This window comes from Pseudomonas sp. BW16M2, from assembly GCF_014268865.1.
GTDB lineage: Bacteria > Pseudomonadota > Gammaproteobacteria > Pseudomonadales > Pseudomonadaceae > Aquipseudomonas > Aquipseudomonas peradeniyensis.
On the sequence record NZ_JABWRI010000033.1, the window covers coordinates 37,959 to 60,397 of the forward strand.

General features: G+C 64.1%; 23 protein-coding genes. 10 read left to right on the forward strand and 13 right to left on the reverse strand.

The window, feature by feature from the left end:
• Positions 1–120 precede the first annotated feature (120 nt).
• Complete coding sequence (locus tag HU735_RS22770) at positions 121–390, forward strand: hypothetical protein (protein ID WP_186715492.1); 270 nt, start codon at positions 121–123, stop codon at positions 388–390.
• A gap of 25 nt (positions 391–415) precedes the next feature.
• Here the strand turns inward: HU735_RS22770 and HU735_RS22775 are convergent, their stop codons facing one another.
• On the reverse strand, positions 416–898 hold the full coding sequence (locus HU735_RS22775) for a hypothetical protein (RefSeq protein WP_186715494.1): 483 nt from the start codon (positions 896–898) through the stop codon (positions 416–418).
• A 311-nt stretch (positions 899–1,209) separates the two neighbouring features.
• Between HU735_RS22775 and HU735_RS22780 the strand changes: the two genes are divergently transcribed.
• Both HU735_RS22780 and HU735_RS22785 read left to right on the forward strand, forming a co-directional pair.
• Entirely contained in the window at positions 1,210–1,689 is a 480-nt protein-coding gene (locus tag HU735_RS22780; RefSeq protein WP_186715496.1) for a hypothetical protein, read from the forward strand.
• Between the two features lie 11 nt (positions 1,690–1,700).
• Positions 1,701–1,943, forward strand: coding sequence for a hypothetical protein (locus HU735_RS22785; protein WP_186715498.1), 243 nt, complete (start codon positions 1,701–1,703; stop codon positions 1,941–1,943).
• 56 nt (positions 1,944–1,999) lie between these two features.
• On the opposite strand, the gene HU735_RS22790 is transcribed toward HU735_RS22785, so the two are convergent.
• Complete coding sequence (locus HU735_RS22790) at positions 2,000–2,290, reverse strand: DUF3077 domain-containing protein (RefSeq protein WP_186715500.1); 291 nt, start codon at positions 2,288–2,290, stop codon at positions 2,000–2,002.
• A 28-nt stretch (positions 2,291–2,318) separates the two neighbouring features.
• Positions 2,319–2,555 (reverse strand): hypothetical protein, encoded by a 237-nt coding sequence (locus HU735_RS22795; protein ID WP_186715502.1) that lies wholly within the window; start codon positions 2,553–2,555, stop codon positions 2,319–2,321.
• Between the two features lie 743 nt (positions 2,556–3,298).
• On the opposite strand from HU735_RS22795, the gene HU735_RS22800 reads away from it, so the two are divergent.
• Both HU735_RS22800 and mqo read left to right on the forward strand, forming a co-directional pair.
• On the forward strand, positions 3,299–3,490 hold the full coding sequence (locus HU735_RS22800) for a DUF4223 family protein (protein WP_023630554.1): 192 nt from the start codon (positions 3,299–3,301) through the stop codon (positions 3,488–3,490).
• 328 nt (positions 3,491–3,818) lie between these two features.
• The gene (gene mqo / locus HU735_RS22805; RefSeq protein ID WP_186715504.1) at positions 3,819–5,456 is read left to right on the forward strand and encodes a malate dehydrogenase (quinone); all 1,638 of its coding nucleotides are present in this window, start codon (positions 3,819–3,821) and stop codon (positions 5,454–5,456) included.
• A gap of 90 nt (positions 5,457–5,546) precedes the next feature.
• Here mqo and HU735_RS22810 read toward each other — a convergent pair whose 3' ends face one another.
• A complete protein-coding gene (locus HU735_RS22810) occupies positions 5,547–5,882 on the reverse strand; it encodes a helix-turn-helix domain-containing protein (RefSeq protein ID WP_052896291.1) in 336 nt (111 codons plus the stop codon).
• A 51-nt stretch (positions 5,883–5,933) separates the two neighbouring features.
• Between HU735_RS22810 and HU735_RS22815 the strand changes: the two genes are divergently transcribed.
• The gene (locus HU735_RS22815; protein WP_186715506.1) at positions 5,934–7,025 is read left to right on the forward strand and encodes an NADH:flavin oxidoreductase/NADH oxidase; all 1,092 of its coding nucleotides are present in this window, start codon (positions 5,934–5,936) and stop codon (positions 7,023–7,025) included.
• A gap of 102 nt (positions 7,026–7,127) precedes the next feature.
• Here HU735_RS22815 and HU735_RS22820 read toward each other — a convergent pair whose 3' ends face one another.
• From HU735_RS22820 to HU735_RS22840, 5 genes are all read right to left on the reverse strand, one after another.
• Positions 7,128–8,366: an FAD-dependent oxidoreductase gene (locus HU735_RS22820; protein ID WP_186715508.1), complete on the reverse strand. Its 1,239-nt coding sequence runs from the start codon at positions 8,364–8,366 to the stop codon at positions 7,128–7,130.
• Positions 8,367–8,369: 3 nt separating this feature from the next.
• Positions 8,370–9,947: an aldehyde dehydrogenase (NADP(+)) gene (locus tag HU735_RS22825; protein WP_186715510.1), complete on the reverse strand. Its 1,578-nt coding sequence runs from the start codon at positions 9,945–9,947 to the stop codon at positions 8,370–8,372.
• Positions 9,948–10,043: 96 nt separating this feature from the next.
• Entirely contained in the window at positions 10,044–10,991 is a 948-nt protein-coding gene (locus HU735_RS22830) for a dihydrodipicolinate synthase family protein (protein ID WP_186715512.1), read from the reverse strand.
• Between the two features lie 41 nt (positions 10,992–11,032).
• Positions 11,033–11,959 carry a 4-hydroxyproline epimerase gene (locus HU735_RS22835; RefSeq protein WP_186715514.1) on the reverse strand — a complete coding sequence of 309 codons (927 nt, stop codon included), beginning with the start codon at positions 11,957–11,959 and terminating at the stop codon, positions 11,033–11,035.
• A 23-nt stretch (positions 11,960–11,982) separates the two neighbouring features.
• Positions 11,983–13,599 (reverse strand): APC family permease, encoded by a 1,617-nt coding sequence (locus HU735_RS22840; protein WP_186715516.1) that lies wholly within the window; start codon positions 13,597–13,599, stop codon positions 11,983–11,985.
• Positions 13,600–13,898: 299 nt separating this feature from the next.
• Here HU735_RS22840 and HU735_RS22845 point away from each other — a divergent pair, with 299 nt between their 5' ends.
• The gene (locus HU735_RS22845) at positions 13,899–14,672 is read left to right on the forward strand and encodes an AraC family transcriptional regulator (RefSeq protein WP_186715518.1); all 774 of its coding nucleotides are present in this window, start codon (positions 13,899–13,901) and stop codon (positions 14,670–14,672) included.
• Positions 14,673–14,783: 111 nt separating this feature from the next.
• A complete protein-coding gene (locus HU735_RS27415) occupies positions 14,784–15,635 on the forward strand; it encodes a tail fiber protein (RefSeq protein ID WP_202888879.1) in 852 nt (283 codons plus the stop codon).
• Positions 15,636–15,638: 3 nt separating this feature from the next.
• Here the strand turns inward: HU735_RS27415 and HU735_RS22855 are convergent, their stop codons facing one another.
• Positions 15,639–16,526, reverse strand: a complete 888-nt coding sequence (locus HU735_RS22855; protein ID WP_186715520.1) for a LysR family transcriptional regulator — start codon at positions 16,524–16,526, stop codon at positions 15,639–15,641.
• 201 nt (positions 16,527–16,727) lie between these two features.
• On the opposite strand from HU735_RS22855, the gene moaB reads away from it, so the two are divergent.
• Positions 16,728–17,267: a molybdenum cofactor biosynthesis protein B gene (gene moaB / locus HU735_RS22860; protein WP_186715522.1), complete on the forward strand. Its 540-nt coding sequence runs from the start codon at positions 16,728–16,730 to the stop codon at positions 17,265–17,267.
• Positions 17,268–17,287: 20 nt separating this feature from the next.
• Here moaB and HU735_RS22865 read toward each other — a convergent pair whose 3' ends face one another.
• Both HU735_RS22865 and moaA read right to left on the reverse strand, forming a co-directional pair.
• A complete protein-coding gene (locus tag HU735_RS22865) occupies positions 17,288–18,187 on the reverse strand; it encodes a bestrophin family protein (RefSeq protein ID WP_186715524.1) in 900 nt (299 codons plus the stop codon).
• A gap of 21 nt (positions 18,188–18,208) precedes the next feature.
• Positions 18,209–19,213 carry a GTP 3',8-cyclase MoaA gene (gene moaA / locus HU735_RS22870; RefSeq protein WP_186715526.1) on the reverse strand — a complete coding sequence of 335 codons (1,005 nt, stop codon included), beginning with the start codon at positions 19,211–19,213 and terminating at the stop codon, positions 18,209–18,211.
• 255 nt (positions 19,214–19,468) lie between these two features.
• On the opposite strand from moaA, the gene HU735_RS22875 reads away from it, so the two are divergent.
• Positions 19,469–21,799, forward strand: a complete 2,331-nt coding sequence (locus HU735_RS22875; protein WP_186715534.1) for an FdhF/YdeP family oxidoreductase — start codon at positions 19,469–19,471, stop codon at positions 21,797–21,799.
• A 134-nt stretch (positions 21,800–21,933) separates the two neighbouring features.
• Here the strand turns inward: HU735_RS22875 and HU735_RS22880 are convergent, their stop codons facing one another.
• Complete coding sequence (locus tag HU735_RS22880) at positions 21,934–22,392, reverse strand: Lrp/AsnC family transcriptional regulator (RefSeq protein WP_046856697.1); 459 nt, start codon at positions 22,390–22,392, stop codon at positions 21,934–21,936.
• Between the last annotated feature and the right edge of the window lie 47 nt (positions 22,393–22,439).

Below are 22,439 nucleotides of genomic sequence, written 5' to 3' on the forward strand. Positions count from 1 at the left end.
TTTTATTCGCATATCACCCGATAGTGCTTGGCTCGTCAGCATGTGGCGGGCTTTGTGGCTCAATACCATAGAGGAACCACAAGCGTCCAGATCTATAAAGTCTAGGTATACGAAGCATGAATGGCTTTTCTGAGTCTACGTCCGAAGACAGCCATTTTATTTTTTTTCAATGGCTATGAGGAGGAACGGTTCCACGAGTTTGTCGAATTTGTTCTAACCACCTTGGGGGCTAGGGAGCCTGAGCGTGAGGAAGGGCCATACTCAACGCTGGTCATCACGGAGTACAAAGGGCAGAGGCTGGTTTTGACAAGCGGTTCATTTGAAGGCTGCTTTATTTCCATGGACAAGGAGGCTGCATGGTTGGCAAGGGAAATAATCAAGGCGTTCTGATATGGGGCCAGTAAGCGGCGTGTTTTTATGCGTCGGGTGCAGCGTGGTCCAAGGCGGGTGCCTGTATCGCAGGTGACGGCTGGGGCAGGATGGCGATGTCGCCTTTACCTGTTTGATAGAACGTCACGCTCAGAGCCGCCACCGTTACACCCAGCGCAACAGCGGTAAGCATGGCTCCCCAGATATTCAGCTTCAGACTCCCCAATCGATCAATGTCGCGGCGCACACCTGCGATCGAGTCGTCCAGGCGCTTTTCGCGCTCACTCTGGGCAACGAGAAAACCATCGATTTTCGACGCGATGGCTTCTACCCGAGTGTCCATCTTGATCTCGATGGTCTCGAGCTTGGCGTTGAGTTCGTCACGGGGCAGGTCATTCATGGTTGCGGTACCCATCCTTTTTACTGGCGAGTCATGTCTATCCAGGCTCATGCCTGCTGCATAGAGCCGTTGAAAATAGTTGGCCCAGGGCTCCTGCAGCTGCCTGTCTGGCATATCGTTATGAGGCATCTAGCCCTCCGCTTCGAATAGCGCCTGAGGCACCACGCTCTGCTCGTCCATGGTCTTCGATGCTTTCGGGCATCATCCATACGGCTTGTGGGGCATCTGCAATGTTCTTGATAGTGCTGTCGATGAGGCCGCGATGAGGAGAGACTAGAGCGCTACCTGGTCAGCGGCAATGCTTCGGCGGGCCTGGATGCGCGATTCGGAAATGGACTACTCGCAACAGGGCAGCAGGCTGGCATAGCCAAATGCCACCGTTTGCGTACCTGCCGCGCCTTGTAGAGAATCGCACCCTTTGCCTCGAAAGGATGCGTGCAATGAAGTTCGAAGGGACTTTTCAATACATGGGCAATCACGGGATCGTCTTCAACGTCTCGCAGATCACCCTGACCGACAGTGAGCGCGGACGCCTGCGCGAGCTGCATTTCGGTGAGGCGAGAAGCGCCCATTACGAGGTCAACAGCAAGGTCGTCGAGACCTACGACAGGATGCTGGCCAAGGGGCTGCCCTGCGTGATGAAGATCGGTATCTCCAAGCCTTTGACCCGCCAGCAGGGCGATACCCTCAATGCCCAGCGCACCAAGGTCGCCAACCTTGCCGCCTCGGCGTTCGCCGCCGCCGCGAGTTCTGTAGCATCGCCCTATGTTGGCGTGCCGGTGGGCGCTGGGGTGCGTGCCTATGCCAATGACATCCTGCCCACCTACCATGCCGGCGATGTACTGGTCAGCATCGAGGCGCAGGTCAATGGCGGCATTGGGCCGCAGCACACCACCTCGACCCTGATCATCAAGACCTGAGGGAGACGCCTGTGTCCGAAATTACCTATGCGGTCATCGCCCTGGTGCTTTACGGCCTGTTGGATCGGTTTCTCAGGCCTTACTCGCTGCGCAAGTGGCTCGGTGTGGCGCTGGCGGTGGTTGGTGTCGTTGGTTGCATCGTTGTCAGCCAGGCCCGTTCCTTCGGGTTGGACCTGGGATTGCTGTCGGTGCTTGCCACGGGGGTGGGCGTGGGCCTGTTCGTGAGGCGGCGGCGATTCGAGCAAGTTGGTTGAAGCGATAAAGGTTTTTACCCGAAAGCCCCGTAGTTCTTGCTACGGGGCTTTTTGCATCAAACAGCGGAGCTGTTCGTTACTGCGTGGGAGACATCTTGCGATAGTGCTTTGGCCATGCCGGTGAGGTAGTGCGCGGCTACCAGCAATGTAGGTGCGTTCTTCAGATCCTGAGTCAGCGCGATATCGCTCAGGGTGTAGGCGCAGGTTATCAAGTTGGTGGATTGTTCCAAGGCATAGTCCATGGGGTGGCCCGCAACGACCTGGAACAGTGGGGTTTCGTTATCGATTTCACCGCTTTCGCCAAAGCTGCCGATGCCGACGGTGGTGATGCGCTTGTCTTGAGTCATACCTGTTCTCCTTGTTGTCAGGGCGCGATCAATGCCTTGCCTGTACACGGCTCAGGGCCATTTCGACCAAGCCGCGTGCGCTGTCGATTTCGTGCACGGCGGTCAGGGCCATGACCTGGCCCGGCGGCTTGCTGTGGATCATTGCGGCGTGCTGGGCGGCGGTGAGGGCGCAGACGAGGTACTCGGCAACTTGAACGAGCAGATCTTCAATCTGATGTGGGGCGTCGCCAAGGCTGTTTGGCGGATCTGGAACCATCTTGCGCATATGCATCTCCGGAGTCGGTGGTGCTGCAACAAGCTTGCTGTCAAACAAGGGGGTGGCAGCGGTACGTGGGTTGACAGAGCGAGGACTCCGGGACCCGGCGCACACAAGGTGCCCCACGTACTGCCGCCATAAGGGGTGCACGTGCTCGGAGTAGTATTCGGCCTGTCAAAGCCGGTCGTTGAGTTGGCAACGACGGGTCGAGACTAGGCCGCGAACCGAGCAGCTGCAATGGCTTGAATGGGGAAAAAGTGTGCTTGGGAAATGGACTACAGGGAATCAGGAAAGTCTGATGAAAATCTGTAGGAAGCTGAAAGAAATTGCCAGGAAGTTGGTCTTCGCAATCTTCAGTTCGCTTATTTGCTTCCCTTGATGCAGATGGTGGCGGCCTTGAGTGGCCTGACCATCAGCTTTACTCCTGGAGCAATGTCTTTCAAGGCAAATGCGATTCTTGGGTATGAGCGCTCCAGTTCAAGATCGCCGGGGTCGCTTTGCGACCCTGTCGCGGCACAAGGCCGCTCCTACAGGGGGCGCGGTAGCTTGTAGGAAGGGGTGATCTGTGCGAACCACGCCAACCTGTAACGTTTTAGCAAGTAGATAAATACGCTTAGTTGCCGTGGCGACAACTTGTTAGTTGACCCCCGTCAACTAGTGCAACTGTACTAACGCCTTTCGCTCACACCCCCTTTTCCCGTATGATCCGCGCGCCATCAGTTTGATGGTGGATCATGGACTAAAGGATTTTTATGAAAAAGCTGATCAAAGCTACTGTCGCTGTTGCTGTCGTTTCGGGCGTTGCCCTGCTGTCCGGCTGCACCGGCCAGGTCTACAACCAGCCTAAGAACTGCTCGTACGACTACCTGTTCCACCCATCGGTTTCCATCTCCAAGATCATCGGCGGCTGCGGCCCGATCGATAAACTGCCTCAGCAGCAGTAATCTTGGAAATACCCTGATTGGGTCGTTCACGGCCTGATCCAAGACCCCCGGCCATGGATGTGGCCGGGGGTTTTTGTTTTTGGGGGGCGTGGTGGCTTGTCGCGTGGCAACCTGTCGTCTTGACGCCCCGGCGCGCGTTTGTTTGTGCTGGCAATTCGGTTACAATCCGTAAATCGTTTCAGCCTTGTCGGTCAATCCGACCAAAGGCTGGCGCGTCCAATGTCTCTCTGGCTGCTGAACAATGATCACAACAAGCCTGCGCTGAAGAACATGGAATACCTGGGCCAGCCACAGGCCCACCCTCCGTTCTACTGACTGGAATCGATCAATGTTCAAGAAAGCTGGCAAGACCTTGCTGGGTCTGGCAGTCGCGGCGAGCTTCATGCAAGCGCACGCCGAAGACACCAAGAAAGTCGACGTGCTGCTGGTTGGCGGCGGCATCATGAGTTCCACCCTGGCGGTCTGGCTCAACGAGCTGGAACCGAGCTGGTCGATGGAAATGGTCGAGCGCATGGACGGCGTCGCCGAAGAAAGCTCCAACGGCTGGAACAACGCCGGTACCGGCCACTCCGCGCTGGCCGAGCTGAACTACACCCCGATGGACAAAGATGGCAAGGTCAACATCACCAAGGCCATCGAGATCAACGAGTCGTTCCAGATCTCCCGTCAGTTCTGGGCCTGGCAGGTACGCCAGGGCGTGCTGAAGAACCCGCACTCGTTCATCAACACCACCCCGCACATGAGCTTCGTCTGGGGCGATGACAACATCAAGTTCCTGAAGCAGCGCTACGACGCCCTGCAGGCCAGTCCGCTGTTCCGTTCGATGCAGTACTCGGAAGACCACGCGCAGATCGCCAAGTGGGTCCCGCTGATGATGGAAGGCCGCGACGCAAGCCAGAAGCTGGCCGTGACCTGGAGCCCGATCGGCACCGACGTCAACTTCGGTGAGATCACCCGTCAGTTCGTCGGTCACCTGAAGACCAAAGAAAACTTCGACCTGAAGCTGTCCAGCGAAGTGCAGGACATCACCCGCAACGAAGACGGCTCCTGGCACGTCGAGTACAAAAACCTGAAGGATGGCACCGAGCACGCCACCGACGCCAAGTTCCTGTTCATCGGTGCCGGCGGCGGCGCGCTGAAGCTGCTGCAGAAGTCGGGCATTCCGGAAGCCAAGGAATACGCAGGCTTCCCGGTGGGCGGCTCGTTCCTGGTGACCGAGAACCCGACCGTTGCCATGCAGCACATGGCCAAGGCCTACGGCATCGCCTCGACCGGCGCGCCACCCATGTCGGTTCCGCACCTGGACACCCGCGTGCTGGACGGCAAGCGCGTGATCCTGTTCGGGCCATTCGCCACCTTCTCGACCAAGTTCCTGAAGAACGGCTCGTACCTGGACCTGCTGAGCAGCACCACCACCCACAACGTCTGGCCGATGGCCCGCGTTGGCATCGATCAGTACCCGCTGGTCGAGTACCTCGCCGGCCAGCTGATGCAGTCCGACGACGACCGTTTCGCCGCCCTGCAGACCTACTTCCCGAACGCCAAGAAGGAAGACTGGAAACTGTGGCAGGCCGGTCAGCGCGTGCAGATCATCAAGCGTGATGCCGACAAGGGCGGCGTGCTGAAGCTGGGCACCGAGGTCGTGGCTTCCGAAGACCGCACCATCGCCGGCCTGCTGGGCGCCTCGCCAGGTGCCTCGACCGCCGCGCCGATCATGCTCAACGTGCTGGAAACCGTGTTCAAGGAGAAGGTCGCTACCCCTGAGTGGCAGGCCAAGATCAAGGAGATCGTCCCGAGCTACGGTACCAAGCTGAACGATTCGGCTGCCGCCACCCAGAAAGAGTGGGACTACACCGCCGAAGTCCTGCAGCTGGAGAAGCCGCCGGTGATCGACCAGAGCGTCAAGACCAGCGTGGCGCCAGCCGCACCGGTCGAGAGCAAGCCTGCGAACGACATGGCGCTGTAAGGCCCCTGCTTGCCGGGCTTGCCCGGCAACACCAACCACGAGGATCGCCCCTGGCGGCCTCGTGGTTTTTTTGTGCCTGGATTCAGGGGCTCAGCGCTGCTCGAGAATACTGCCCAGCAACCCCGGGAAGCGGCTTTCGAGTTCTTCGCTGCGCAGCGAATTCATGTGCGTGGTGCCGACGTTGCGGGTGTGCACCAGCCCGGAATCGCGCAATACGCGAAAGTGATGGGACATGCTCGACTTGGGCCGGCCGCCGTCCAGCTCGCCGCAGCTGGCTTCGGCGACACCGGCCAGGCGACGGACGATTTCCATGCGCACAGGGTCGCTCAGGGCGTAGAGCAGGCGCTCCAGCGTCAGGTCTTCGGGGTTGGGGTGGGTATAGGCTCGCATGGACGACATGATAACGGGGGTTTCACAAATTGCCATAGTTCGAATATGATCGAACAATCGTATCCACCCTGTCCTTGGAGTTACCTCATGGCCGCCTTGTTCGAACCCTACACCCTCAAAGACGTCACCCTGCGCAACCGCATCGCCATTCCGCCGATGTGCCAGTACATGGCCGTGGATGGCCTGATCAATGACTGGCACCAGGTGCATTACGCGGGCCTGGCCCGTGGTGGCGCCGGCCTGGTGGTGGTCGAGGCCACCGCGGTGTCGCCGGAAGGGCGCATCACCCCCGGCTGCGCCGGCATCTGGAACGACGTCCAGGCCCAGGCCTTCGTGCCGGTGGTCAAGGCGATAAAGGCCGCCGGTTCCGTGCCGGGGATCCAGATCGCCCACGCCGGGCGCAAGGCCAGTGCCAACCGTCCCTGGGAAGGTGACGACCATATCGCCGCCGACGATGCCCGTGGCTGGGACACCATCGCCCCGTCCGCTATCGCCTTCGGCGGCCACCTGCCGAAAGTGCCCAAGGCCATGAGCCTGGACGATATCGCCCGGGTCAAGCAGGACTTCGTCGATGCCGCGCGCCGTGCCCGCGATGCCGGCTTCGAGTGGATCGAGCTGCACTTCGCCCATGGTTACCTGGGCCAGAGCTTCTTCTCCGAGCACTCCAACCAGCGTACCGACGCCTATGGCGGCAGCTTCGACAACCGTACGCGCTTCCTGCTGGAAACCCTGGCCGCGGTACGTGAGGTGTGGCCGGAGAACCTGCCGCTGACCGCTCGCTTTGGCGTGGTGGAATACGATGGCCGTGACGAGCAGACCCTGCAGGAGTCCATCGATCTGGCCCGTCGCTTCAAGGCTGGCGGCCTCGATCTGCTGAGCGTCAGCGTCGGCTTCACCATTCCCCAGACCAACATCCCGTGGGGCCCGGCGTTCCTGGGGCCGATCGCCGAGCGGGTGCGCCGCGAGGCGAAGCTGCCGGTGACTTCGGCCTGGGGCTTTGGCACGCCGGAGCTGGCCGAGGGCGCGTTGCAGGCCAACCAGCTCGACCTGGTGTCGGTGGGGCGTGCGCACCTGGCTGATCCGCACTGGCCGTATGCCGCTGCCAAGGCACTGGGTGTGGACAAGGCGGCGTGGACGCTGCCGGCGCCTTATGCGCATTGGCTTGAGCGTTATCGCTGAGTGAGGCTGGGGCCGCTTTGCGGCCCTTTCGCGACACAAGGCCGCTCCCACAGGGAACGCGCGGGCCTTGCACCGCGAAAGGGGCGCAAGGCCCCGGCAATCTCAGAAACGATCCAACTTGTATGCTTGTTCCACTTCGGCCCCGGCAGCCAGCCGTCCCACCCACTCCGCCGTCACCGCCGCCTGGGTCAACCCCAGGTGCTGGTGTCCGAAGGCCAGCAGCACCTTGCCATCGGCCACTCGGTCGATCACCGGAAGCGAATCCGGCAACGAAGGCCGGAACCCCATCCACGGCGTCGCCCCCTCGGCATCCAGCTCACGCCGGAACAAGCCCTTGCTCAACCGATGCAGTTGCCACGCCCGCTGCATGCTAGGCGGCGCCTCGAGCCCGGCGAATTCCACCGTGCCGGCCAGGCGCAGGCCGTCGGCCATGGGCGTCATGATGAACTTGCGCTCCAGCGAGGTGACGGCGAATGGCAGGCGCTGGTGCTCCGCCGGCAGCATCAGGTGGTAGCCGCGCTCGGTATCCAAAGGCACCTGCCGACCGGTCAGGGCGGCCGTGAGCCTGGCCGAATGTGCCCCGGCACTGATCAACACCTGGCGGGCCTCGAGGGTGCCCTGGTCGCTGGCAAGGGTGATGCCCTGGCCATGCACCCGGCCGCCATCGACCTCGGCGCGCAGGAAGCGCACGCCGCTGGCCCTGGCGGCGCTGAACAGGTCGCAGACCACCTGGTAGGGGTCGAGGAAGTGACCGGTGCGTGGGAAAAACAGGCCGCCCAGGATCGACGGGCTTAACTGTGGCGCCGCTTCGCTCACTGCTTCTGCCGACCACAGGTCCACGGGCACGGCCTGTGCCTGCAGGCGGGCGCGCAATGCCGCGAGCGCCTGGCGCGATTCGTGGCGTTCGAACACCAGCAGCGAACCGTCTTCCTTGAGCAGGTGGCTGCGGTCGATGGATGCGAGCAGCCGTTGCCAGGCGCCGAGGCTGCTTTCGTTTAGCACACGAAGGCCTGCGACGCTGCGCTGGAATGGCGCCGATCGCAGGTTGAGCAGCAGGCGGGTGAACCAGGGCAGGGCCCGTGGCAGGTACTTCCAGTCCAGGCGCAGCGGGCCCATCGGGTCCAGCAGCATGGCCGGCAGGCGCTTGAGAATCGACAGGTCGGCGATGGGAAACACCTGCTCGGTGGCCAGGTGCCCGGCATTGCCGTACGAAGCGCCGTGGCCCGGCGCCTGGCGATCGATCAGCATCACCCGGCGGCCCTGGCGGGCCAGCTGCAGGGCGCAGGCGACGCCGACAATACCGGCGCCGACCACGGCGATGTCCGTGTCAGAGGCGGTCATGGTTCAGCCTTCCCGCCGGCCATCGAGCAAGCGGTGCAGCTGCAGCGGGTTGCCCTGTTGCAGCGCATCGGGCAACAGTGCATCGGGGAAGTCCTGATAGCACACCGGGCGCAGGAAACGCAGGATCGCCGCGGTGCCTACCGAGGTGCCGCGGGTGTCGGAGGTGGCCGGGAACGGGCCGCCGTGGACCATCGCGTCGCAGACCTCGACCCCGGTCGGCCAGCCGTTAACCAGGATCCGCCCGGCTTTGCGTTCGAGGGTGGGTAGCAGATGGCGGGCGCAGTCGAGGTCGGCGGCGTCCAGGTGCAGGGTGGCGGTCAGCTGCCCTTCCAGGTGTTCGGCGATCTGGCGGATCTGCTCGTCGTTGTCGCAAGCGACCACCAGCGAGGCGGCGCCGAACACTTCGGCCTGCAGTGCCGGATCGGCAAGAAACGCCTGGGCCGAGGTCACGAACAGGTGCGCCTGGCACTGGTTCGGGCCTTGATGGGGCTGGCCGCTGGCGATCTGGCGGGCATTGCGGTTCTCACCCAGTGCGGCGACGCCGTTGGCATAGGCACTGGCAATGCCGGGGGTGAGCATGGTCTGCGCCGCGGCTTGCCGGACTTGCTCGGCGGCGGCATTGATGAAGCGTTCGAGGGCCGGCCCCTGACGGGCGATCAGCAGCCCGGGGTTGGTACAGAACTGGCCGGCGCCCTGGGTCAGCGAAGCGACGAAGGTTTGGGCCAGCGGTTCCGCTCGGGCCTGCAGGGCGGCTTCGAAGAGGAACACCGGGTTGATCGAACTCATCTCGGCATAGACAGGGATTGGCTCGGGACGTGCCTGGGCGGCCTGGCACAAGGCGAGGCCGCCGCTGCGCGAGCCGGTGAAGCCGACGGCCTTGATGCGTGGGTCGCTGACCAGACCGATACCGACCTCACGGCCGGCGCCGTACAGCAGCGAGAACACGCCTTCGGGCAGCTCGCACTGCGCGACCGCCCGGGCCACGGCCTGGCCGACCAGTTCGCTGGTGCCGGGGTGGGCGCCATGGGCCTTGACCACCACCGGGCAACCGGCGGCCAGTGCCGAGGCGGTGTCGCCGCCGGCCACCGAGAAGGCCAGCGGGAAATTGCTGGCGCCGAACACTGCCACCGGGCCCAGGGCAACCTGTCTTTGGCGCAGGTCGGGACGTGGCAGTGGCTGGCGCTCGGGCAGGGCGTTGTCCACCCGTACATCCAGCCATTCACCGGCCCGCACCACGCGGGCGAAGGTGCGCAGTTGCGCGCAGGTGCGGCCGCGCTCGCCCAGCAGACGCGCCTTGGGCAGGCCGGTCTCGGCGTTGGCGCGGTCGATCAGGGCATCGCCCAGGGCTTCGATCTGCTCGGCGATGGTTTCGAGAAAGTGGGCGCGTTGTTCGAGGGTAGTTTCGCGGTAAATATCGAATGCCGCCCAGGCCAGGGCGCAGGCCTGGGTTACCTGTTCGGCGCTGGCGCCGGCGTAGGGTGGGTCGAGCGGGGTGTCGGTGGCCGGGTTGATGGCATGGATCGCGGCCTGGGTGCCTGTGACGGCGCGCTGGCCGATCAGTAGATTGCCGGTGAGGGTCATGGGGCGTCCTGGAGAATCTGGGTGAGGTCTGGACCTGTTGGGGGCGCTGTGCGCCCCTTTCGCGACACAAGGCCGCTCCCACAGGGATTGCGGTGATCAGGCGATGTTCTGCTCGGCCGACCAGCTGGCGTACCAGGTGCGGAACAGCGTGTACTGCTGTTCGGCGTAGTGGCGCTGGGCGTCGGTGAGGGCGTCGGTTTCGTTGAAGTGCAGGCGGTACTCGGTGTCGCCGTTGAGCACCATCAGGTGCTTGTAGTACAGCACCAGGTCGCAGCCTTCATCGAACGACGACAGCACCGCCAGCGCCGACTCCAGCTCCCGGGCCTGGCGTCGGGCCTTGGCATCGCCCTTGGCGGCACGCTTGCTCAGGCTGACCAGTTGCAGCACTTCGCGGGGCAGCGCGTTGCCGATGCCGGTGATGGCGCCGGTGGCGTTGCAGTTGACGAAACCGTGCACCACTTGCGTGTCGACGCCGACCATCAGGGTCACGTCATCGTCCTGGGAGGTGATGTGCTCGGCGGCGTAGCGCAGGTCGGCGGCGCCGCCGAATTCCTTGAAGCCGATCAGGTTGGGGTACTCGCGACGCAGGGCGAAGAACAGGTCGGCGCGGGTGGCGAAACCGTAGTAGGGGCTGTTGTAGATCACCGCCGGCAGCTTCGGCGCGGCGGCGAGGATCGCCGAGAAGTGGTGTTGCTGGGCGGTCAGCGAGGCGCCGCGGGACAGCACCCGGGGGATGACCATCAGGCCGGCGGCGCCGACCTTGGCGGCGTGGGCCGCGTGGGATACCGCTTCGCGGGTGTTCACCGCGCCGGTGCCGACGATGGTCGGGATGCCGGCGGCGACCAGGCGCGCCACGCCTTCCTGGCGTTCGGCCTCGGTCAGTAGTGGCCAGTCGCCCATCGAGCCGCAGTACACCACCGCGCTCATGCCGGCGTCGATCAGTTCGCGGCCCTTGCGCACCAGCGCGTCGAAGTCCGGCTTGCGCTCGGCGGTGCAGGGGGTCATCAGGGCGGGCATGGTGCCGGTGAAGATGTTGTCGGTCATTGTTGTCACTCCTGGCGGTATTCAGTGGGAAATGAACGGGGTCAGATGCCCCAGGCGAACGGATCCTGCTCATCGATCAGCAGGGTGCTGTCGGCGGTCATGTGGGCGCGGCCGGTGATGAACGGGCGAATGCGTTCACCGTCGCGTTCGTAGCGGCCGTGGAACTGGCTGCCGGTGATGCTGGCCTGGACCCAGGTCTGGCCTTCGGCGAGCTTGCCGTCGGCGGCCAGGCACGCCAGCTTGGCGCTGGTACCGGTGCCGCAGGGCGAACGGTCGTAGGCCTTGCCGGGGCACATGACGAAGTTGCGACTGTCGGCGTTGGCGTCGTCGCCAAACAGCTCGACATGGTCGATCGGGGCGCCGTGTTCGCCGGTGATACCCTGGGCCTCGAGGGCCTTGAGCAGGGCCCAGGTGTAGTCGGTGAGGATTTCGCGGTTGTCCAGTTCGATGCGCTGGCCGTGGTCGGAAACCAGGAAGAACCAGTTGCCGCCCCAGGCGATATCGCCGCGCACCGGGCCATGGCCCGGCACGTCCACCGCCACCTGCCGGCGGTAGCGATAGGACGGCACGTTGCCGACGGTGACGGCGCCGTCGTCATGCAGGGTGGCGCTGACCTGGCCGACCGGTGTGTCGATCTTGTGCACGCCCGGTTCGATCAGGCCCAGGTGGCGCAGCGAGGCGACCAGGCCGATGGTGCCGTGGCCGCACATGTTCAGGTAGCCGGCGTTGTTGAAGAAGATCACCCCGCAGGTGGCATCCGCAGAGACCGGCGGGCAGTACAGCGCGCCCACCAGCACATCGTTGCCGCGTGGCTCCAGCAGGCAGGCGCGGCGCCAGTGGTCGTGCAGCTCGCGAAGTTCGTCGCGCTGTTCGGCCATGCTGCGGCCGTGCAGGGGTGGGAAACCCTTCATCACCAGGCGGGTCGGTTCGCCGCCGGTGTGGGAGTCGATTACATGAACCTGTTTCATCAGCGTGTCCATTCGGTAGTGGGTCAGGAGGCGACGGCGGCGGGGTGCTGGCCGGCATGGGGTTCGCTGCCGGCTTCGCTTTCATCGTCGCCATCGAGCCGCACTAGCCGGGCCGGCACGCCGGTGGCCGCGCCCCAGTAGTAGATGCCCAGGGCACAGGCGGCGACGATCACGGTGTCCAGCGGATGGCCGATCACACCCAGGCCGCCGAAGCTGCCCAGCCAGGAGAGGAAAATGGTCACGGCGTAGAAGCCGATCAGCCAGGCCGATGAGCGCACCTGCTGGCCCAGCGACAGGTGTTCGGTGGGCACGAAGCGGCGGCACAGCAGGTACAGCACGAACATCACGATCTGCAGCGCCAGCAGCCAGGACACGGTGTTCCAGCCCGACCAGTAGACGATCAGCGCGGCGATGATGAACGACAGCGGGCCGAGCACGCCCATGCCCTTGACCCGGAACGGCCGGGCCATGTCGGGGGCGCTGCGGCGCAGGGCGGCGACCGACACCGGGGCCACCGCGTAGCTCAGCACCAGGGCGGCGGACACCACGTTGATCAGTGCTTCCCAGGACGGGAACGGCAGGGTCCAGAACACTGCCAGGCCGAAGGTCAGCCACAATGCGGGGCGCGGGATGCCGGACTGCTCGTCGATGCGGGTGAAGTACTTGAAGAAGGTGCCGGTCTGCGCCCAGCCATAGATCACCCGTGGGGTGGCGTTCATGTAGATGTTGCCGCAGCCGCTGGGCGAGATCACCGCGTCGGCCACCACCAGGTAGGCCAGCCAGCCGACGCCCAGGGCCAGGGCGATGTCACGGTAGGGCAGGGCCAGTTCCTTGGTCACCCCGGCCCAGCCGTTGGCAATCATTTCGGTCGGCACGCTGCCGAGGAACGCCAGTTGCAGCAGGGCATAGATCGCGGTGGACAGCAGCACTGAGAGAATCAGCGCGATAGGGATGGTGCGCTGCGGGTTCTTCACCTCGCTGGCCACCGAGATGATCGGCGTGAGCCCCAGGTAGGCGAAGATGATGCCGCCGGCCGACACCGCCATTTCCACGCCGGACAGGCCGAACGGCGCAAAGCCCTGGACCTCGAAGTTCTCCGGCTTGAAGAAGGTGAACAGCACGCCGATCACCAGCAGCGGCACGATGAACTTGAACACGCTGACCAGGTTGTTGGCCTTGGCGAAGGTCTTCACGCTGCGGTAGTTGAGCAGGAAGAACAACCCGAGCAGGGCGAACTGCACCAGCCAGCCGAGCACCGTCGGGTCGCTGGAGCCGGCCTTGGTCAAGGACGGGAACCAGGCCGCGGCGTACTGGCGCGAGGCGACTACCTCGATGGCGATCAGGCTGGAGAAGGCGATCAGGGTGATGAAACCCATCAGGTAGCCTAGCAGCGGGCCATGGGAGTACACCGGGTAGCGCACCACGCCACCGGCCCGCGGCAGGGCGGCGCCGAGCTCGCAGTAGACGATGCCCAGCAGCAGCACGGCGAAACCGCCGAGGAACCAGGAGAGGATACCTGCCGGCCCGGCGATGGCCGAGACGTGGCTGGCGGCGAACAGCCAGCCGGAGCCGAAGATCGCGCCGAGGCCGATGAAGGTGAGGTCGAGCAATGACAGCTGTTTCTTGAATTTGCCTGACATGGGTGCGCCTTTTTGTAGGTTTTGGATAGGCAGGTCTGATGTCACGTGGTGCGGCTTTTTACGGCCGCGCTCTTGTTGGTTTGGGCGGCTTGCGTGGGGCATAGAGTGGACGGGAACGGGGCGGGGTTCTTGATGGTTTTCTGCAAGGTGGATGACGAAATCGGCACAGTTTCAAAAATGAGTGGCGGCTTTGCAGGCCGGCTAGGTAGGCTGCAGGGCTTGCTGTATAAGGGCTTTAGAGGTTTATGGGCAGTGATTGCCCCGCGAAAGGGCCGTCAGCCTCGATGAAGAGCGTGCAGATGACACAAGACTCCCTGGCAACCCTGTACCAGTCCCTCGACCAGCACCGCCCCGCCACCCTGGAGGCCCTGCTGGCCGGTGTGTCGCTATTGCTGCCGATCCTCGACGCCATCCCCAACGCCGCGATCTTCATCAAAGACCCCGCCGCCCGCTACGTGCTGGCCAACACCACCCTGGTCCAGCGCTGCGGCCTCAAGCGCCTGCAGCCGCTGCTGGGCAAGACCAGCGCCGAAGTCTTCCCGGCCCAGCTGGGCCCTGGCTACACCGAGCAGGACCGCCGAGTGCTGAAGGACGGCCTGGTGCTGGAGGATCAGCTCGAACTGCACCTGTACGGCAGCCGCGAACCGGGCTGGTGCCTGACCCACAAGCGCCCGTTGCGCAACCCGGCCGGGGAGATCATCGGTTTGGTCGGCATCTCGGTGGACGTGCAGTCAGCCGCCGACACCCACCCTGCCTACCAGCGCCTGGCCGCCGTGGACGAACACATCCGCGCACATTTCCAGCAGCCGATCAGCATGGCCGAGCTGACCCGCATCGCCGGGATTTCCGTGGCGCAACTGGAGCGCTACTGCAAGCGCGTATTCCACCTCACGCCACGGCAGATGATCCACAAGGCGCGCCTGGAGCACGCCCATCGCCTGCTGCATTCGGACCTGCCGATCACCGAGGTGGCGTTGCAGTGCGGCTACACCGACCACAGCGCTTTCAGCCGGCAGTTCAAGCAACTGACGGGGTTTACCCCGCGGCAGTACCGGCAGGCGACGTGCATATAGCGACGTGAGTAATTATGTTTAATTGCATTGATTTGTTATGCATTGATGCATATTGTGTGTGCAAGCGGCCCGCTTTGGGCCGTTCTCAGACACATTTGATACAGGACGATCATGATGATGACTCAATACGCTGCCCAGAATTCGCTGCCGTTTTCGGGACTCCCTACCACCAATGGCGTTACCCAATACTTCCGGGCCATCAGCACCAATCCAGGGGAGGCGACCTACGCCCCTGATGGTCTGCCATCCGCGCCGATCTATGGCCTGGGTGGCAAGCTTCTGCAAGGCAATGAAATCGTGGCCGGAGGCAATGTGACACTGATGTCCTACCTAGGCCCGCTGCTCAATGAGGGGGCGCTGTGCTGGATTCTGTTGAGCTGTGACGGAGGTACTCAGCAAGTGGCCGATGCCGTTCACAGCCAGCAGGCGGTGACGCTCGGTCAATTGATCGGGTTTTCGGGTGTAGCACCGGGTGATATCAAATACACGGCTGCCAACACTGTTCCGGTGGGTTGGCTCAAAGCCGATGGATTGCTGGTTTCACGCGCTGAATACCCAGCGCTTTTCACCGCCATTGGCACAACCTACGGTGAAGGCGATGGCCTGACCACTTTTAAGCTTCCCGATCTACGCGGTGAGTTCATTCGTGGTCATGACGATGGCCGAGGCGTAGACCAGGGGCGAGCGCTTGGTTCCTGGCAGAAAGGTAGCATTTATGCCTATGACACCACGCTGAGCAAACCGGATGGTGTGTGGAGTGCGTCTTCAAGCCAGAGCAATGGCCCAGCCTCTCAGGTGGTCATGGGCGTTGATGCATACGATACCGGTGACTATGCATCGGTTGCTATTGGTGGTGTAGGTCTTTCGGTTACTTATGCATTGCCGGGTTTGTACGGGGAACGTGGTTACTCTGGCGTCACGCGTCCCCGCAATGTGGCGATGCTGGCGCTAATCAAGTACTGATAATTAGCGCTGGGCAAACAGCGCTCGCGCCTCGTCAAAGCACTGCTCGGCAATCGCCGAACGTGGCTCGCTGCGGCGCAGCAGCAGGCCGACCGGGCTGTGGATGCTGGCTTCCTGCACCGGGATGATGCGCATGTGCTTGCTGAGGTCTTCCAGGCCGCAGTCCAACGGCATGATGGCGCAGCACACGCCGGTGTTGATCGCCTGGATCAGCTGGAAAGTCGAGTCGCTCTCGAGCACGGCATTGGGCGCAAGGCCACGGCTGCGCAAGCTCAGGTCGAGGGACTGTCGGTAGTGCATGCCTTTGCTCAGCAGGCCCAGCGGCAGCTCGCCGAGGTCTTCCCAGCGCAGGCTGTCGGCCTCGAACTGGAAGTGCCGGGTGTCGTGCAGCAGGCCCATGGTGGTGGTGCTCAGCTCGATCACTTCGAAGAAGCTGGTGTTGACCTGGTCGAGGTAGCAGATGCCCAGGTCGAGCTGGTTGCGGCTCAGGCCGTCGATCACCTGCTCGGAGCTCAGCGACGACAGCTGGAAGTGCAGCTCGGGGTACTTCTCGCGCAGGGGCATCAGCAGTTGCATGGGGTTGAAGCTGGCCAGCGGCACGGTGCCCAGGCGCAGGCTGCCAACCACTTGGCCCCGGCAGCTGGCGGCCTCGGCCTGCAGGCCGTCATGGGCGGCGAGCAGCGTGCGGGCCCAGGCCAGGATGCGCTCGCCGGCTTCGGTGAAGCCTTCGAAGCGCTGGCCGCGCTTGACCAGCACCAGGTCCAGTTCGTCCTCGAGGTTGCGCAGGCGCATGGACAGGGTCGGCTGGGTGATGTGGCACAGCGCCGCGGCCTGGCCGAAGTGGCGGGTCTGGTCGAGGGCGATGAGGAACTTGAGCTGTTTGATGTCCATGGTGCGGCCTGGGGTTGCGGGGTGGGTAGACCTTAACCAAGAGTGAAGCACCTGGCTAATCCTTGATGAACATTTCACCGACCCGGAAGTGGGGTCGATAGCGGCGATAGAATCCGTCGATCACCCGGTACGTCCTATCGATTGGACGCTGCCGGGGCTTGTCTCTAACGTGGCCGCGAAGCCAATCCTGGAGCAAAGGTCATGAGCGTTAAACCGGACGCGGTGTTCGTACCGCTGAACATCGCGGTGCTGACTGTCAGCGACACCCGTACCTACGACACCGATACCTCCGGCGAGCTGCTGGCCAGCCGCGCCGTCGGTGTGGGCCACCGCCTGGTGGCGCGGGAGCTGCTCAAGGACGACCTGTACAAGATCCGCGCCCAGGTCGCCACCTGGATCGCCGACGACCAAGTGCAGGTGGTGCTGATCACCGGCGGTACCGGCTTCACCGGGCGCGACAGCACGCCGGAGGCGGTCGACTGCCTGCTGGACAAGCGCATCGACGGGTTTGGCGAGCTGTTCCGCGCCCTGTCGATCCTCGATATCGGCACCTCGACCGTGCAGAGCCGGGCCCTGGCCGGCATGGCCAACGGCACCCTGGTGTGCTGCCTGCCGGGCTCGACCGGCGCCTGCCGCACGGCCTGGGAAGGCATCCTGGCCGAGCAGCTGGATGCGCGGCACCGGCCGTGCAACTTTGTCGCGCACCTGAAGCCAATCGGGGCCTGCGAAAGCCGAGGCTAGTGCTTTCCTGTACCGACTATTCAGCTCAGCACATGATCCACCGGCACCAACGCCGGTGGCAGCGGCTCATGCCCCAGCGCCGCCAGGACATCGCGCTCGATGGTGCGCACCAGCGCATCGGTCGGCAGATCGTTCTCGTCCCGGCCGAACGGGTCCTCCAGTTCGTTGCCGATCGCATCCAGGCCGAAGAACGTGTAGCTGACGATGGTGGTGAACAACGGTGCCAGCCAGCCCAGCGGTTCTGCCAGGGCGAACGGTAGCAGCAGGCAGAAGATGTAGATGGTGCGGTGCAGCAGCAGGGTGTAGGGGAACGGCAGCGGCGTGCCCTTGATCCGCTCGCAGGTGGCTTGCACGTCCGACAGGCCGGCCAGGCGCTGCTCCAGGAGGGTGTAGCGGAACTCGCTGATCGCGCCGTCCTTCGCCAACCGTGAGCATTGGGCACCGATATCGCGCAGGATGCCATCGCACACGTTGTGCGCGGTGATCGGCGCGCCCTCGGCCAGCCAGGTGCGTGCCAGGGGCAGTTCGTCTTCGTTGCGCAGTCGGGCATTCAGGGCATGGGCGAAGCCGCACAGGCCGCGCAGCATCTGCGCGCGCAACTGCTGGTCCTCGATCGCCACGCTTTCACGCACGAACGAGCGCACCTCGATGATCATCCGCCCCCAGGCCTTGCGGCCCTCCCACCAGCGGTCGTAGCAGGCGTTGTTGCGAAAGCTCATGAAGATCGACAGCGACAGCCCCAGCAGGGTGAAGGGCGTGGCGCTGACCGGGTAGAACAGCGCCGGGTAGTGCCGCTCGATCAGCACGATCAGCGCCGCCAGTAAGGTCACCGCCAGGCAGCGCAAGGCGATGCGCTGGACGATCGAGCCCTTGAGGGTGAACAGCACGCGCAGCAGGTCAGGGCGTGAGTGGACGATCAAGACGGTTCCAGAGGCGGCCGATCAGCCGCCGGTCATGTTCATGAAGCGCAGGATCTGCACCTCGCCGCCCACTTCGAAGTGGTGGCGGTAGGGCTTGAGCTGCATGGCGTCGCGCAGGGTCTTTTCCAGGCGGGCGCTGTCGCCGGGGTGCTGGCGCAGGACCTGCTTGAGGTCCACCGAGTGCTCGTTGCCCAGGCACAGCAGCAGGCGGCCTTCGACGGTCAGGCGCACGCGGTTGCAGGTGGCGCAGAAGTTGTGGCTGTGCGGCGAGATGAAGCCGACCCGGGTATCGGGCGCTTCGGCCAGGCGCCAGTAGCGCGCCGGGCCCTGGGAGGATTCGGCCGACTCGACCAGGGTGAAGTGCTCGGCCAGGCGGGCGCGCACGTCGTCGCTGGAGCAGAAGGACTCGCCGCGCTCGTGCTCGCTGATGACGCCCAGGGGCATTTCTTCGATGAAGGAGATGTCCAGCTCGCGGTCGATGGCGAAGCGCACCAGGTCGACGATTTCGTGGTCGTTGCGGCCCTTGAGCACCACCGCGTTGAGCTTGGTGCGGCGAAAGCCCGCGGCGCGCGCTGCGTCGATCCCCGCGATTACCTGCTTGAGGTCGCCGGTACGGGTCAGGGCGCGAAAACGCTCGGGGTCAAGGCTGTCGAGGCTGATGTTCAGGCGCGAGACGCCGGCATCGAACAGCGGCTGGGCCAGGCGGCCGAGCTGCGAGCCATTGCTGGTCAGGCACAGTTCGCGCAGGCCGGGCAGGGCGGCGATACGCGCGCACAACCCGACGATGCCCTGGCGCACCAGGGGCTCGCCACCGGTCAGGCGGATCTTGCGGGTGCCCAGGGCGACGAAACGCTCGGCGACCAGGTACAGCTCCTCGAGGCTGAGAATCTGCTGGCGCGGCAGGAACTGCATGTCTTCGGCCATGCAATAGACGCAGCGAAAATCGCAGCGGTCGGTGACCGACATCCGCAGGTAATCGACTTTGCGGTTGAAACCGTCGATCAGGGCCTGGGGGTTGTTTTCCACGTTCGCGCTCGACCTGTGCAGTGGCTGGGGGCGGCGAAAGGCCGCAGACAAGCTTCAAGCTATAACCTGCGCCCAGTGACGTCAAATTGCTTTCCCCGACCGTTCGATCAGTCTCCTCTATCACGGCTGCAGGCCGCGCAGTACAAGGGCTATACCGGGTGATCGAGACGGTTTATCACGCTGTCATTTATTTCGATTGGACGCACTGGGAGCGGCTTCTTAGGCTGGAAAAAACACCGTGCGGAGAAGCGCAGCATGAGCCAGGACGAACACATCAGGGACTACAAGGGGCCGGCCGCCGGCTGGGGCGCGCTCAAGAGCGTGACCAAGAGCTGGCTGGGTAGCGAGAACGCGTTCAAGAACCTGCGGGCCATGCTCAAGACCAACCAGAACGGCGGTTTCGACTGCCCAGGCTGTGCCTGGGGCGAGTCGCCGGAAAGCGACATGGTCAAGTTCTGCGAGAATGGCGCCAAGGCGGTCAACTGGGAGGCCACCGGCCGCTCGGTGGATCCGGCGTTCTTCGCCCGCTACAGCGTCAGCGCCCTGCTCGAGCAGACCGACTACTGGCTCGAATACCAGGGCCGCATCACCCACCCGATGCGTTACGACGCGGCTACCGACCATTACGTCGAAACCAGCTGGGACGAGGCGTTCGCCCTGATCGCCCGGCACCTAAACGGCCTCGAGTCGCCGGACCAGGCCGAGTTCTACACCTCGGGCCGGGCCAGCAACGAGGCGGCGTTCCTCTACCAGCTGTTCGTGCGCGCCTATGGCACCAACAACTTCCCCGACTGCTCGAACATGTGCCACGAGGCCAGTGGCGTCGGCATGGCCGAAACCCTCGGTGTGGGCAAGGGCACCGTGGTGTTCCATGACCTGGAGCTGGCCGATGCGATCTTCGTCATCGGCCAGAACCCTGGCACCAACCACCCGCGCATGCTCGAACCACTGCGCGAGGCGGTCAAGCGCGGCGCCCAGGTGGTCTGCTTCAACCCGCTCAAGGAGCGGGGCCTGGAGCGCTTCCAGCACCCGCAGCACCCGTTCGAGATGCTCAGCAACGGCTCCGAGCCGACCAACACCGCCTACTTCCGCCCGGCGCTGGGCGGCGACATGGCGGCCATGCGCGGGATCGCCAAGTTCCTCCTGCAGTGGGAGCGCGAGGCGCAGCTCAACGACGAGCCTCCCGTGTTCGACCATGCTTTCATTGCCGAGCACACCAGCGGTGTCGAGGATTACCTGGCGCTGGTCGATGCCACGCCGTGGGAACACATCATCGAGCAGTCCGGCCTGAGCAAGGCCGAGATCGAGCTGGCCGCGCGGATGTACCGCAAGGCCGAGCGGGTGATCATGTGCTGGGCCATGGGCGTGACCCAGCACCGCCACTCGGTGCCGACCGTGCAGGAGATCGTCAACCTGCAGCTACTGCGCGGCAACGTCGGCAAGCCCGGCGCCGGCCTGTCGCCGGTGCGCGGCCACAGCAACGTGCAGGGCGACCGCACCATGGGCATCGACGAGAAGCCCAAGGCGGCGCTGCTCGACGCCATCGAGAAACGCTTCCAGTTCAAGGTGCCGCGCAAACATGGCCATAACGCCGTGCTGGCGATCCAGGCCATGGAAGAGGGGCGGGCCAAGGTGTTCGTCGCCCTGGGCGGCAACTTCGCCCAGGCGACTCCGGACACCCCGCGTACCCACGCGGCGCTGCGCAACTGCGAACTGACCGTGCAGATTTCCACCAAGCTCAACCGCTCGCACCTGGTCACCGGGCGCGATGCGTTGATCCTGCCGTGCCTGGGCCGCACCGAGATCGACATCCAGGCCGAAGGGCCGCAGGGCGTCACCGTGGAAGACACCTTCAGCATGGTGCACATCTCCCATGGTCAGCTGAAGCCGCGCTCGCCGCTGCTGCGCTCGGAACCGGCCATCGTCGCCGGCATGGCCAAGGCCACCCTGGGCAACAAGCCGATCGACTGGGACTACGCGATTGCCGACTACGGCCGCATCCGCGGCATGATCGCCGATGTCATCCCGGGCTTCAGCGAGTTCAACGAGCGCCTGCAGCACCCCGGTGGCTTCCACCTGGGCAACAACGCCGCCGAGCGCAACTTCCGCACGGCCACCGGCAAGGCGCGCTTCACCCCCAGCCCGCTGCCGGAGCAACTGGTCAACGCCCAGGTGCTGGCCCGTGGCGACAAGCCCGACCTGATCCTGCAGACCCTGCGTTCCCACGACCAGTACAACACCACGCTGTACGGGCTGGATGACCGCTACCGTGGCGTGTTCGGCCTGCGCGAGGTGGTGTTCGTCAATGAGGCGGACATTCGCCGACTGGGCTTCGAGCCGGGCGAGGAGGTGGACCTGGTGTCGCTCTGGGAGGATGGCCGCGAGCGGCGGGTCTCGGGGTTCCGCCTGGTGGCCTATGACGTGCCGCAAGGGCAGGCGGCGGCCTACTATCCGGAGACCAACCCATTGGTGCCGCTGGAGAGCTATGGCGAGGGGACCTACACACCGACCTCGAAGTTTGTGGCAATCAAGCTGGAGAAGGCCAAGCCTGGTAACCGGATCGAGGCGATCACCACGGCAGTGTAGGAGCGGCCTTGTGCCGCGAAAGGGCTGCGCAGCAGCCCCGACGATCTCGCATGATGCCGAAAACCCAGGGGCGCTACGCGCCCCTTTCGCGGCACAAGGCCGCTCCTACAGAAGAGGGGCGTGCTGTTGCACTTTCAGCGCCCCACCGGATACGCCGTGGTGTACTTCATCTGCTCCATGGCAAAGCTGGAGGTGATGTTCGACAGCCCGTCGGTACTGGTGATCAGCTTCTTGTAGAAGCGGTCGTAGGCGGCGATGTCGCCCACCACCACCCGCAGCATGTAGTCCCAGTCACCGGACATGCGGTACACCTCCATCACTTCCTCGAACGCCGTCACCGTGGCGGCGAACTGCGCCAGCCAGGCGCTGTCGTGGCGCTGGGTCTTGAGCTGGACGAACACCGTCAGGCCCAGGCCCAGGCGCTCGGGGTCGAGCAGCGCCACGCGGCCGCGGATGTAGCCTTCCTCTTCCAGGCGCTTGACCCGCTTCCAGCACGGCGTGGTGGACAGGTTGACCGCCTCGGCCAGGTCCTTGAGGGACAGCGACGCGTCGCGCTGGAGCAGGGTGAGGATGTGCTGGTCGAAACTGTCCATGGTGTCGTCTGGCGGGGTGGAGGAAAGTTTTCCAAGATTAGCCGCAT

Excerpts from the sequence above, each read along its gene's own strand:
- HU735_RS22875 (WP_186715534.1), top strand. The coding sequence starts at position 19,469 with ATGAGCCAGGACGAACACATCAGGGACTACAAGGGGCCGGCCGCCGGC.
- HU735_RS22845 (WP_186715518.1), top strand. The coding sequence starts at position 13,899 with ATGACACAAGACTCCCTGGCAACCCTGTACCAGTCCCTCGACCAGCAC.
- HU735_RS22815 (WP_186715506.1), top strand. The coding sequence starts at position 5,934 with ATGGCCGCCTTGTTCGAACCCTACACCCTCAAAGACGTCACCCTGCGC.
- HU735_RS22830 (WP_186715512.1), bottom strand. The coding sequence starts at position 10,991 with ATGACCGACAACATCTTCACCGGCACCATGCCCGCCCTGATGACCCCC.
- HU735_RS27415 (WP_202888879.1), top strand. The coding sequence starts at position 14,784 with ATGATGATGACTCAATACGCTGCCCAGAATTCGCTGCCGTTTTCGGGA.
- HU735_RS22780 (WP_186715496.1), top strand. The coding sequence starts at position 1,210 with ATGAAGTTCGAAGGGACTTTTCAATACATGGGCAATCACGGGATCGTC.
- HU735_RS22770 (WP_186715492.1), top strand. The coding sequence starts at position 121 with ATGGCTTTTCTGAGTCTACGTCCGAAGACAGCCATTTTATTTTTTTTC.
- mqo (WP_186715504.1), top strand. The coding sequence starts at position 3,819 with ATGTTCAAGAAAGCTGGCAAGACCTTGCTGGGTCTGGCAGTCGCGGCG.
- HU735_RS22880 (WP_046856697.1), bottom strand. The coding sequence starts at position 22,392 with ATGGACAGTTTCGACCAGCACATCCTCACCCTGCTCCAGCGCGACGCG.
- HU735_RS22775 (WP_186715494.1), bottom strand. The coding sequence starts at position 898 with ATGCCTCATAACGATATGCCAGACAGGCAGCTGCAGGAGCCCTGGGCC.
- HU735_RS22820 (WP_186715508.1), bottom strand. The coding sequence starts at position 8,366 with ATGACCGCCTCTGACACGGACATCGCCGTGGTCGGCGCCGGTATTGTC.
- HU735_RS22840 (WP_186715516.1), bottom strand. The coding sequence starts at position 13,599 with ATGTCAGGCAAATTCAAGAAACAGCTGTCATTGCTCGACCTCACCTTC.
- HU735_RS22795 (WP_186715502.1), bottom strand. The coding sequence starts at position 2,555 with ATGCGCAAGATGGTTCCAGATCCGCCAAACAGCCTTGGCGACGCCCCA.
- moaB (WP_186715522.1), top strand. The coding sequence starts at position 16,728 with ATGAGCGTTAAACCGGACGCGGTGTTCGTACCGCTGAACATCGCGGTG.
- HU735_RS22790 (WP_186715500.1), bottom strand. The coding sequence starts at position 2,290 with ATGACTCAAGACAAGCGCATCACCACCGTCGGCATCGGCAGCTTTGGC.
- HU735_RS22835 (WP_186715514.1), bottom strand. The coding sequence starts at position 11,959 with ATGAAACAGGTTCATGTAATCGACTCCCACACCGGCGGCGAACCGACC.
- HU735_RS22855 (WP_186715520.1), bottom strand. The coding sequence starts at position 16,526 with ATGGACATCAAACAGCTCAAGTTCCTCATCGCCCTCGACCAGACCCGC.
- HU735_RS22810 (WP_052896291.1), bottom strand. The coding sequence starts at position 5,882 with ATGGCAATTTGTGAAACCCCCGTTATCATGTCGTCCATGCGAGCCTAT.
- HU735_RS22800 (WP_023630554.1), top strand. The coding sequence starts at position 3,299 with ATGAAAAAGCTGATCAAAGCTACTGTCGCTGTTGCTGTCGTTTCGGGC.
- HU735_RS22825 (WP_186715510.1), bottom strand. The coding sequence starts at position 9,947 with ATGACCCTCACCGGCAATCTACTGATCGGCCAGCGCGCCGTCACAGGC.